This window comes from Streptomyces sp. NPDC051218, from assembly GCF_044455475.1.
Classification (GTDB): domain Bacteria; phylum Actinomycetota; class Actinomycetes; order Streptomycetales; family Streptomycetaceae; genus Streptomyces.
Window position 1 is genome coordinate 372,152 of the sequence record NZ_JBITEU010000002.1, and the last position, 11,048, is coordinate 383,199.

Genomic DNA, 11,048 nt, shown 5'->3' on the forward strand with positions numbered 1-11,048 from the left:
GTTGTCAGGAGCGCGGATGCCTATGTGCCGAGCAGCCGGTCGTACTCGGCCCGCGTCACCGGCAGGACCGTGCCGTGCCGGGCCCCTGGGGGCAGGCCGGTGTTCTTGGTCTCGGTCCACTTGCCCGACGCGAGGTCCGTCGTCTCGAAGAGGACGTAACCGCGCCCGCCGAACTCGTCGATGAGCATGTACCACTTGTCCCCGGTGTTGGACCTGAACACCGCGGGCCCCTCACCTCGGTCGATGACGCCCTTGCCGATGCAGTCGGCCACGAAGTCGTACGACGTGTCCGTCAGGCTCCGCGACCTCTCCGCGGTGATGAACTTCGAGCAGGGGGTGCCCGAAGCCGGGTCACGCTCGTCCTTGGTGAAGCGGTAGTAGTCGCGGCCGTCCTTGACCACCGTCGAGTCGATCACCGAGTAACCCGGGTCGTTCCAGACCTTGGCCCTGCTGAAGGTGCGGAAGTCCTTCGTCGTCGCGTACAGCATCTTGTTGTACGTCGACCCTGTGTGGCCCGGATCGTCGGCGGCGTACACCTTGGAGGCCCAGAAGACGACGTACGCCTTCTGCTTCTCGTCGTAATACGCCTCCGGGGCCCAGGTGTTGCCCGCCGTGTCCGGGGCGACCTTCACCAGGCGCTGGTCGGTCCAGTGGACCAGGTCGGTTGACTCCCACACCATGATGGACCTGCTGCCGGTGCGCTGCACCTGGTCCCAACTGCCGCCGCTACCGCCGTACATCCGCAGGTCGGTGGCGATCTGGTAGAACTTGTCGCCCTTCGGGGAGCGGATGATGAACGGATCGCGCAGCCCCTTGGTGCCGAGCTGCGAGGTCAGCACCGGCTTGCCGCCGTTCAACTCCCGGTACTGGGTGGGGTCGTTGCCGTGGCTGAGTGCCATGCGGATCTGCTCGCCGTCCGCGGTGCCTTCGCCGGTGAAGTAACTGAACAGGTAGCCCGCGTACTTCTGCTTGGCATGGGCCGGCTCCGCGTGCGCGGGCGCCGAGAGCAGACCGGCCATCAGGGCCAGGAGCGGGATCAGAATTCTCGGGCGCACGGCTCAGCGCGCCGAGAAGGTGTGCACCGTGCTGGACCGGTAGGTCTGGCCGGGGCGCAGCACCGTCGAGGGGAACTTCGGCTGGTTGGGGGAGTCCGGGAAGTGCTGGGTCTCCAGGCACAGGCCGTCGCCCTGCCGGTAGGTGCGTCCCGAAGGCCCGGTGAGCGTGCCGTCCAGGAAGTTCCCGGAGTAGAACTGCACGCCCGGCTCGGTCGTGGCGATCTTCAGGGTGCGCCCCGACTCCGCGTCCCGCAGCGCCGCGAAGTGCTCGGGGCGCTTGGTGATGCCCTTGTCCAGGACCCAGTTGTGGTCGAAGCCCTTGGCGGTGACGAGCTGCTCGTGCGAGACCCGGATGTCCTCGCCGACCGTCTTCGCGCGCCGGAAGTCGAACGGCGTGCCCGCCACCTTCGCAAGCTCGCCCGTCGGGATGAGACCGGCATCGGTGGGCGTGAACCGGGAGGCGGCCAGGGCGAGTTCGTGGCCGTAGATGTCGCCGCTGCCCTCGCCCGCGAGGTTGTAGTACGTGTGGTTGGTCAGGTTCACCACGGTGGCCTTGTCCGTGGTCGCCGCGTAGTCGATGCGCCAGTCGCCGCGGGCGGTGAGGGTGTACGTCACCTTCACGCGAAGGGTCCCCGGATAACCCATCTCGCCGTCGACGCTCACGTACCGCAGGACGAGACCCACGCCCGTGGAGTCCGCGAACGGCTCCACGTCCCACACCCGCGTGTCGAAGCCCTTGGCCCCGCCGTGCAGGCTGTTCTCACCGTCGTTCACGGAGAGCTGGTGGGTCCTGCCGTCCAGGGTGAAGCGGCCCTTGGCGATGCGGTTGCCGTAGCGTCCGATCAGCGCGCCGAAGAAGGTGGTCCCGGCGACGTACGCCTCGATGGTGTCGTAGCCGAGGGAGACGTTGGTGTACCGGCCGTGGCGGTCCGGGAGTTCGAGGGACTGCACGATACCGCCGTACGAAAGCACCTTCATCCGGGTGCCGCCGTTGGCGAGGGACCAGCGGTACACCTTGGTGCCGTCGGCCAGCTTGCCGAAGAGTTCCTTGGTGGGCGTACGGCCGGAACCCGGTGACGCGTACGAGGCGCCCGCGCCGGCAACGGTGAGGCCCACGGCAGCGGCCGAGGCCAGGACGGTACGTCTGCTCGTTTCCATGTGCGGCTCCAGACAGGGAGGTTGGGGAGAGGACTAACGACCGACCTTGCGTTTGTTCCAGACGTCGAAGCCGACCGCGGCCAGCAGCACCAGACCCTTGATGACCTGCTGGTAGTCGGTGCCGATGTTGACCAGGGACATGCCGTTGTTCAGGACGCCGAGCACCAGGCCGCCGATCACGGCGCCCATCACCGTGCCGACGCCGCCGCTCATCGACGCGCCGCCGATGAACGAGGCGGCGATCGCCTCCAGTTCGAAGTTCAGGCCCGCCTGCGGGGTACCCGCGTTCAGTCGCGCCGCGTAGACACAGCCCGCGAGGGCGGCCAGCACACCCATGTTGACGAAGATCAGGAAGGTGACGCGCTTGTCCTTGACGCCGGACAGCTTCGCCGCCGCCTTGTTGCCGCCGAGCGCGTAGACGTGGCGGCCGACGACCGCGTTGCGCATCACATAGCCGAGGGTGATGAGCAGGCCGCACATGATGAGGAGGACCACGGGTACGCCGTGGAAGCTGGCGAGAGTCAGCGTGAAGGCGATGACGGCGGCGGAGATCGCCACCAGCTTGGTCACCCACAGGCCCGTCGGCATCACGTCGAGGTCGTACGCCAGCTGCTGCTTGCGGCTGCGCCATTCACGGAACAGCAGGAAGGCGACCGTCACCAGACCCAGCACCAGCGTCGGGTTGTGGTACTGCGTGTACGGGCCCATCTCGGGGATGAACCCCTTGGCGATGTTCTGGAAGCCCTCGGGGAACGGCGAGAGCGACTGGCCCTCCAGGACGATCTGCGTGAGACCGCGGAAGAGCAGCATCCCGGCCAGCGTCACGATGAACGACGGGATGCCGACGTAGGCGATGAAGAAGCCCTGCCACGCTCCCGCCACCGCGCCGATCAGCAGCGAGAGGACGAGCGCGAGCACCCACGGCATGTCGTGTTTGACCATCATCACCGCGGACATGGCGCCCACGAAGGCGACCAGCGAGCCGACGGACAGGTCGATGTGGCCGGCGATGATGACGATCATCATGCCGATGGCCAGGATGAGGATGTAGCCGTTCTGCTGGATCAGGTTGGACACGTTGTTCGGCAGGAGCAGCGTGCCGTCGGTCCAGATCTGGAACAGGATGACGATGAAGGCCAGGGCGACGAGCATGCCGTACTGGCGCATGTTGGAGCGCACGCTCTGCAGCAGCAGAGCCCCGGCGGACTCCTTGGCGGACGGCTTCGACGACGTGTCGCTCGGTGGCGTGGTCGTGGTGGTCATGGCGGATGCCTCAGCTTCTGTTCTTGGTCATGTGGCGCATCAGGAGTTCCTGGGTGGCGTCCGCGCGGTCGACCTCACCGGTCAGCCTGCCCTCGGCCATCGTGTAGATCCGGTCGCACATCCCGAGCAGCTCGGGCAGTTCGGAGGAGATGAACAGCACCGCCTTGCCCGAGGCCGCCAGCTTGTCGATGACGGTGTAGATCTCGTACTTCGCGCCGATGTCGATGCCGCGCGTCGGCTCGTCGAGGATCAGGACCTCGGGGTCGGCGTGGATCCACTTGCTCAGGACGACCTTCTGCTGATTGCCGCCGGAGAGCCGCCCCACCTGCTCGAACACGGTGGGTGCCTTGATGTTCATCGACTTGCGGTAACGCTCGGAGACGGAGCGTTCGCGGTGCTCGTCGACGAAGCCGTCCTTGCGCCGCATGCCCGGCAGCGAGGCCAGGGAGATGTTGCGGTTGATGTTGTCGATGAGGTTGAGGCCGTACTGCTTGCGGTCCTCGGTGACGTACGCGATCCCGGCGTCGACCGCCGCGGGGACGGTCTTCGTCACGACCTGGCGCCCGCCGACGGCCACCGTGCCCGCGACGTACTGCCCGTAGGAACGCCCGAAGACCGACATCGCGAGCTCCGTGCGGCCCGCGCCCATCAGGCCCGCGATGCCCACGATCTCGCCGCGCCGCACGGTCAGCGACACGTCGTCGACGACCTTGCGCTGGTGGTCGACCGGATGCCGTACCGTCCAGCCGCTCACGGACAGGGCGAGGGAGCCCGCATCATCGCCTTCGTAGGTCGTGCGGTCGGGGAAGCGGTGGTCGAGGTCGCGGCCGACCATGCCGCGGATGATGCGGTCCTCGGCCACCTGCGGTTCGGACGTGGGGGTCTCGCGGACCGTCAGGGTCTCGATGGTCCGCCCGTCGCGCAGGATCGTCACGGAGTCGGTGATCGCCCTGATCTCGTTCAGCTTGTGCGAGATGATGATGCAGGCGATGCCCTGATCGCGCAGCTCCAGGATGAGGTCGAGGAGCTTCGCGCTGTCCTCGTCGTTCAGGGCGGCCGTCGGCTCGTCGAGGATGAGCAGCTTCACCTCCTTCGACAGGGCCTTGGCGATCTCCACGAGCTGCTGCTTGCCCACACCGATGTCGGCGACCGGAGTCTGCGGCTTCTCGCTCAGACCGACCCGCTTGAGCAGCGTGCTCGCCCTGCGCAGCGTGTCGTTCCAGTCGATGAAGCCGCGGGTGCTCTGTTCGTTGCCGAGGAAGATGTTCTCGGCGATGGACAGGTACGGGACGAGCGCGAGCTCCTGGTGGATGATCACGATGCCGTGCTTCTCGCTGGCGCGGATGTCCTTGAAGGCCACCTGCCGGCCCTCGAAGTGGATCTCGCCGTCGTAACTGCCGTGCTCGTGAACGCCGCTGAGGACCTTCATGAGCGTCGACTTGCCCGCGCCGTTCTCGCCGCAGATCGCGTGGATCTCCCCGGCGCCCACGGTCAGGTTCACATCGGAGAGCGCCTTGACGCCGGGGAACGTCTTGGTGATGCCGCGCATCTCCAGTACGGGGCCGCTCATGAGAGTTGTCCGGCCTTGAAGTAGCCCTCGTCCACGAGGAGTTGGGTGTTGGACTTGTCGATGCTGACCGGGTCGAGGAGAAAGGACGGCACGGTCTTCTTGCCGTTGTTGTAGTCCTTGGTGTTGTTGACCTTGGGCTTCTTGTCGTTCAGGACCGCGTCACCCATGGACACCGTCTGCGCGGCCAGCTTGCGGGTGTCCTTGAACACCGTCTGTGTCTGCTCACCGCGGATGATGGACTTCACCGAAGCGAGCTCCGCGTCCTGCCCCGTGATGATCGGCAGCGGCTGGCTCTTGGAGCCGTACCCCGCGCTCTTCAGTGCGGAGATGATCCCGATCGATATTCCGTCGTACGGCGACAGGACCGCGTCGACCTTCGCGGAGCCGTAGTTCTTGCTGATCAGGTCGTCCATGCGCTTCTGCGCGGTGCCGCCGTCCCAGCGCAGCGTGGTGGCCTGGTTCATCTTCGTCTGCTTGCTGCGGACGACGAGCTGGCCGCTGTCGAAGTACGGCTGGAGCACCTTCATGGCGCCGTTCCAGAAGTACTTGGTGTTGTTGTCGTCCGGCGAGCCCGCGAACAGCTCTATGTTGTGCGCGTCGCCGCCTTTCTCGGGCTTGCCCAGCTTCAGCTTGTCGACGATGTACTGGGCCTCAAGGCGGCCGACGCGCTCGTTGTCGAACGACGCGTAGTAGTCGACGTTCTCCGTGCCGAGGATGAGGCGGTCGTACGAGATCACGGGAATGTCCGCGTCCGCCGCGCGCTGCAGGACCTCGGAGAGGGCGGAGCCGTCGATGGCGGCGACCACCAGGAGACTGCGCCCCTTGGTGATCATGTTCTCCAGCTGGGCGATCTGGTTCTCGACCTTGTCGTCGCCGTACTGCAGATCGGTCTTGTACCCGGCCTTCTCGAACTGCTTCGCCATGTTGTTGCCGTCGGCTATCCACCGCTCGGATGACTTGGTGGGCATGGCGAGTCCGATGGTGCTGCCCTTGCCCTCGTCCGGCTTGTAGCGGCTGCCGCCCAGGGCCTCCTGGCCGCAGGCGGTCAGGGAGCCGAGCAGGACGACGGTGGCCGCGGCTGCGGTGAGACGCACTTTTCTGGAGGTGCGGTCGGTCATGGATCAGTCCTCTTCCGGGACGGGGAAGCGCTGGAGCTCGCCGGGCAGCCGTGCGCCGAGCGGGGACATCCCGCCGTCCGCGCCGTGCCGGACCAGCAGGTCGAGGGCGAGACGACCGCGGCGGACCCGCTCACGGGCGGTGGCCAGGGTGTGGTCGCGCAGGTGGGCACCGTAGGGGTAGATGCCGGGGGACTTGCTCAGGCCGAACTTGAGGTAGAGCGGGGCGCCGCGCCTGATCAGCTCGGCCGCCTCGTACATCCGGACGTAGCCGCCGAGGTCGTCGGGCGCCTCGACGTACAGGTCCATCGGGGCACGGCTGGCCCGGCGGATCTCCGTGAGGTGGTCCAGGGTCAGGTCGGAGGGGATGTTGAGGGAGTCCGCGCCGAGCCGCTCGTGGACCGCGTAGGAGGCCGGGTTGACCGGGCCGATCAGGGCCGACACCTTGAAGGTCGTGTCGGCGGGAAGCACGCCCGCGACGCGCAGCCGGTGCAGCGTCCACAGCACGCCCTCGTCGGCGACGAGCAGACAACGCACCCCCAACTCCGTTGCCCGTACGGCGTCTTCGACGCACCCGGCGAGCGCGTCATGGCCGCGCGAGCGAAGACCGGCGCCGCCGGAGTCGGTGCGGGTCGCGGCGCCGATGTCCCAGGTGCCGCGTGGCCCGGTGAACAGGCAGAGCTCGATGTCCCGCTCGGCGCAGGCCTCCACCATCTCGGTGATCTCGTCGTCCGAGAGCATCCAGATGCCGCTGCCCTGGCTGATGCGGTGAATTGGGACGTCGAGCCGTGAACTCTCCTTGAGGACGACGGCGAGCGCCTCGGGCCCCTCCACGGAGGGGATCTCGGTGCGCCAGGTGCCGCCGTCGGGGAACGCGTGCGGCGACGTGTCGGCCGGGTCGACGGCGGGTACGGGGTGCCCGATGCGGGCGAGGGCGTCGACGCCGGGGCGGCGGGGTGCTGACGGGCTGGTCACGGGGCTCCCATACGCTGTGAATTCCGCTGTGTTCGATATTTCGTACGTCGGTCGGTTCAAGGGCGCTGCGTTTCACGTGGTCCGCGGGGGCGTCTCAGGGGCGGAGCAGCACCTTCCCGGTCTTCGGGTCGCCGCCGCCGACCAGCGCCACTGCCTCGCCGAACCGCTCCAGCGGGAACTCGTGCGTGATGAGCGGCGCCGGGTCGAGCAGTCCGAGCCCGAACGCGCGGACCGCGTCCGACCAGGCGCAGGACGGTGCGCCGAAGACGCTGCGCACCTGAAGCTGACTCAGCGAGAGATGCACCGGATCGATGCCGACGGCGCCCGGCGTGAACATGCCGGTCAGCACCACCCGGCCGCCCCTGCGTGCGAGGAGGCAGGAGGCCGCGGCCGTGCTCGGCGCGCCCGCGGTCTCCACGACCAGGTCGAAACGGCCGTGGTACGCCTCCGATTCGGCGGGCGTCAGGCTTTCGCTCGCCCCGAAGTCCAGCGCCTGGCGGCCGCGCTCGGCCCGCGGGTCGACCACGACGAGTTCGCCGGGCGACGAGGCGGCGAGCAGCTGCACCGCGAGCATTCCGAGGGTGCCGGCGCCGACCACCGCGATCCGCTCGCCCGGCATCGGCCGCCCCGTCCGTACCGCGCCCGCGATCACCGCGGCGGGTTCGAGCAGGGCCGCGGCGGCCAGGTCCGCGTCGGCGGGTAGGAGGTGCAACAACCGGGCGGGTACGACGACGTGGTCGGCGAAGGCGCCGGGCTCGGTGAAGCCGGTCTCCGCGTATCCGCCGCCGCACAGGCTCGTCTCGCCCTCGCGGCATCGCTCACAGGTGCCGCAGGCACGGAACCCCTCCGCGACCGTCTTCTGCCCGACGAGGGCCGGGTCGACGCCCGCGCCGGTGGCCTCGACGGTGCCGGACCACTCGTGCCCGGGGACCACGGGATAGCGGACGTAGGCGGCGTCGCGACGACCCTCGTACACCTCGCGGTCGCTCATGCAGATCCCGGCGGCGGCCACCCGGACCACGACCTCACCGGGTCCCGGCTCGGGCCGCGACCCGACCGTGAGCCGGTGCGAGCCCGGCCGGTCGATGACGATCGCACGCGAACCGGTGAGCGCGTGTGAGTCGGTGCTCACTTCGCGGCCGCCTTGGGGGCGCGCTTCTCCCAGCCCTCGGCCCAGAGGTCGAACCGAGCCTGCTGCTGCGGGAACTCGGCTGCCGCGTCCGTGTCGAGCTCGACACCTAGGCCCGGCTCGTGCGACACCTCGAAGTAGCCGTCGACCACCTGCGGCGCCCCCTTGACCACCTTCTTGATCTCCGCGTCCGCGAAGTCGTTGAAGTGCTCCAGGATCTTGAAGTTGGGCGTGCAGGCGGCGACTTGGAGCGATGCCGCCGTCAGCACCGAGCCGCCGACGTTGTGCGGGGCGACCAGCGTGTAGTGAGTCTCCGCGGTCGCCGCCAGCTTGCGCGTCTCCAGGATGCCGCCGATGTGACCGAGGTCAGGCTGGATGACGTCGGCGGCCTGGGACTCGAAGAGCTCGCGGAACTCGATCCGGTCGTGGATGCGCTCGCCGGTGGCGATCGGCATGTCCACCTTGGCGGCGACCTTCTCCAGTGCCTTGAGGTTCTCCGGCGGCACCGGCTCCTCCAGCCAGGCCGGCTTGAACGGGGCGAGATCCCGCGCGAGGCGCACGGCGGTGGACGGGCTGAACCGTCCGTGCATCTCCAGCATCAGCTCGGCGTCCGGACCGATCGCGTCCCGCACCGCCTCGATGAGCGAGACCGCGTACGACGTGCCCGCCTGGTCGAGCTCGTAGTGACCGGTCCCGAACGGGTCGATCTTCAGGGCGCGGTAGCCGCGCTCCATCACGGCCTGCGCGGCCTTGTGGTAGGCCTCCGGAGTGCGCTCGGTGGTGTACCAGCCGTTCGCGTACGCCTTGACCTTGTCGGTGACCTTGCCGCCCAGGAGCTGCCAGACCGGCACCCCGAGCGCCTTGCCCTTGATGTCCCAGCAGGCCATCTCCACACAGGCGATGCCCGACATGACGATCTCGCCGGCCCGGCCGTAGTCGCCGTACTTCATCCTGCGCACGAGGTCCTCGACCGCGAACGGATCGGACCCCACGATGTGATTGGCCGCCGCCTCGCGGAGGTAGCCGAGCAGTGCGTCGGTGTGGCCGAGCATGCGGGTCTCACCGACGCCGGTGAGCCCTTCGTCGGTGTGGACCTGGACGTAGGTGAGATTACGCCACGGCGTTCCCACCACGTGCGTGCTGATTCCCGTAATACGCAAGGCAGTTGCCCCTTGGTTGTTCGGTATTTCGTCACACGTTCGAAATGTTGGCGTGACCGTATTCACGCAGGCGGCAGGGTGTCAATGGGTCGAGCGAAACGCTCTTGGGTTCGCGGGTGCGCCCCTCGGGGCCGTTGCGCATCGAACGTCGCTGTGTCTAGCCTGTGTTCGTCATATCGATCGTTGACCGAAGTTTCGGACGCATCTGCAGGCCTGACGCGGACGCGATTTCGGCCGCACGGGTGGGAGGCCGACCATGGGACGACTCGTTCCCGCGGTGACCAGGGCGCTGGACATACTGGAGCTGTTCCTGGAGGGCGACGGGACACTGTCCGCCCCCGAGGTCACCCGCAGACTCCAGCTGCCGCGCACCACCGTGCACGAACTGCTCACCACCCTCGCCGCCCGTTCGTACCTTGTCCAGATCCCGGACCAGACGGGCCGCTACCGCCTCGGCGTGCGCGCCTATCAGCTCGGCAGCCGGTACGCCGAGCAGCTCGATCTGGCCGCCGAGGGCCAGCAGGTGGCCCGCGAGGTCGCCGAGACCTGCGACGAGACGGTCCACGTGGCGGTCCTTGAGGACACGGACGTCATCTACATCGCCAAGGTGGACTCCACGCACGCCGTGCGCATGGTCTCCGCCGCCGGCCGCAAGCTGCCCGCCCACTGCACGTCGGTCGGTAAGATGCTGCTCGCCTCACTGCCGCAGACGGAGCTCGAATCCCGGCTCGCGGGGCGGGAGTTGGTGGCCATGACGCAGAACAGCATCACGGAGCCGGACGCACTGCTCGCCGCGCTCGTCGACATCAGGGAGCGCGGTGTCGCGGCCGAACACCGGGAGTCGAACCCGGACGTCAGCTGCGTGGCCGCCCCGGTCCGTGACAGCGCGGGCCACGTCGTCGCGGCGCTCTCCATCTCCGTGCCGATGATCCGCTGGAGCGAGCAGCGTGAACAGGAACTGGCGGAGCTTGCCGCCAAGGGCGCGGACGACCTCTCGGAGCGCCTCGGCCACCGGGGACGCTAGTGCGCCGACTCCAGGTCCAGCAGCCGCCGCTTGGCCTCGAGGCCGCCCGCGTACCCGGCCAGCGAGCCGTCGGCACCGATGACCCGGTGGCAGGGGCGGACGACGAGCAGCGGGTTGCGCCCGATCGCCGTGCCCAGCGCGCGGACCGCCATGCGCGAGAGGCCGAGCTGTTCGGCGAGCTTCCCGTACGTGGTGGTCGTGCCGTACGGGAGGGTGTCGAGGGCCTGCCAGACCCGCCGCTGGAAGTCGGTGCCGACGCCGCTCGCGTACTGGATGTCGAAACGCGTCAGCGTCCCGTCGAAGTACGCGCACAGCTGCCCGGCGATCACGGCGAAGGCCTCGTCGTCGCGCACCCACCCGTCCTGGACGACGACGCCGCCCTTCTGCCCCGGCAGGGACAGCGAGGCCAGCGCGGTGCCGCCGGACGCGGTGGCCGACTCCTCGCCGACCAGCAGCAGCTCGCCCAGCGGGCTCTCGACGGTCGTGTAGACGGCCTTGGCCATGACCTTGCTCATCAGATGCTCCCTCTTACCCCGGCGACCTGACCCCGGTGACGTCCCCAATTCTGCGGGGTGCGGGAGCGCGCGGCTGGCGGGAAT

Annotated in this window: 9 protein-coding genes and 1 pseudogene; 1 reads left to right on the forward strand and 9 read right to left on the reverse strand. The window is 68.4% G+C overall.

From position 1 onward, the window contains the following. Positions 1–29 precede the first annotated feature (29 nt). The 8 genes and pseudogenes from ACIBCK_RS08075 to ACIBCK_RS08110 form a co-directional block, all read right to left on the reverse strand. A pseudogene (locus ACIBCK_RS08075) lies at positions 30–1,019 on the reverse strand (glycoside hydrolase family 43 protein); the annotation flags it as partial. Between the two features lie 39 nt (positions 1,020–1,058). Then, the gene (locus ACIBCK_RS08080; RefSeq protein ID WP_399387850.1) at positions 1,059–2,213 is read right to left on the reverse strand and encodes an aldose epimerase family protein; all 1,155 of its coding nucleotides are present in this window, start codon (positions 2,211–2,213) and stop codon (positions 1,059–1,061) included. Positions 2,214–2,246: 33 nt separating this feature from the next. Further along, entirely contained in the window at positions 2,247–3,476 is a 1,230-nt protein-coding gene (mmsB, locus tag ACIBCK_RS08085) for a multiple monosaccharide ABC transporter permease (protein WP_399387852.1), read from the reverse strand. Between the two features lie 10 nt (positions 3,477–3,486). Next, entirely contained in the window at positions 3,487–5,046 is a 1,560-nt protein-coding gene (gene mmsA / locus ACIBCK_RS08090; RefSeq protein ID WP_399387854.1) for a multiple monosaccharide ABC transporter ATP-binding protein, read from the reverse strand. Then, complete coding sequence (chvE, locus tag ACIBCK_RS08095; RefSeq protein ID WP_399387856.1) at positions 5,043–6,164, reverse strand: multiple monosaccharide ABC transporter substrate-binding protein; 1,122 nt, start codon at positions 6,162–6,164, stop codon at positions 5,043–5,045. The genes mmsA and chvE overlap by 4 nt, the downstream gene beginning before the upstream one ends. Positions 6,165–6,167: 3 nt before the next feature. After that, positions 6,168–7,136 (reverse strand): hypothetical protein, encoded by a 969-nt coding sequence (locus tag ACIBCK_RS08100; RefSeq protein ID WP_399387858.1) that lies wholly within the window; start codon positions 7,134–7,136, stop codon positions 6,168–6,170. A 94-nt stretch (positions 7,137–7,230) separates the two neighbouring features. Continuing rightward, a complete protein-coding gene (locus tag ACIBCK_RS08105; RefSeq protein WP_399387860.1) occupies positions 7,231–8,268 on the reverse strand; it encodes a zinc-binding dehydrogenase in 1,038 nt (345 codons plus the stop codon). Beyond that, the gene (locus ACIBCK_RS08110) at positions 8,265–9,425 is read right to left on the reverse strand and encodes a mandelate racemase/muconate lactonizing enzyme family protein (protein WP_399387861.1); all 1,161 of its coding nucleotides are present in this window, start codon (positions 9,423–9,425) and stop codon (positions 8,265–8,267) included. Before ACIBCK_RS08110 ends, ACIBCK_RS08105 begins: the two co-directional genes overlap by 4 nt. A gap of 256 nt (positions 9,426–9,681) precedes the next feature. Here ACIBCK_RS08110 and ACIBCK_RS08115 point away from each other — a divergent pair, with 256 nt between their 5' ends. Continuing rightward, a complete protein-coding gene (locus tag ACIBCK_RS08115; RefSeq protein ID WP_399387862.1) occupies positions 9,682–10,449 on the forward strand; it encodes an IclR family transcriptional regulator in 768 nt (255 codons plus the stop codon). Here ACIBCK_RS08115 and ACIBCK_RS08120 read toward each other — a convergent pair. Next, entirely contained in the window at positions 10,446–10,964 is a 519-nt protein-coding gene (locus ACIBCK_RS08120; protein ID WP_399387864.1) for a methylated-DNA--[protein]-cysteine S-methyltransferase, read from the reverse strand. The two genes, ACIBCK_RS08115 and ACIBCK_RS08120, sit on opposite strands and share 4 nt — an antisense overlap. Positions 10,965–11,048 lie beyond the last annotated feature (84 nt).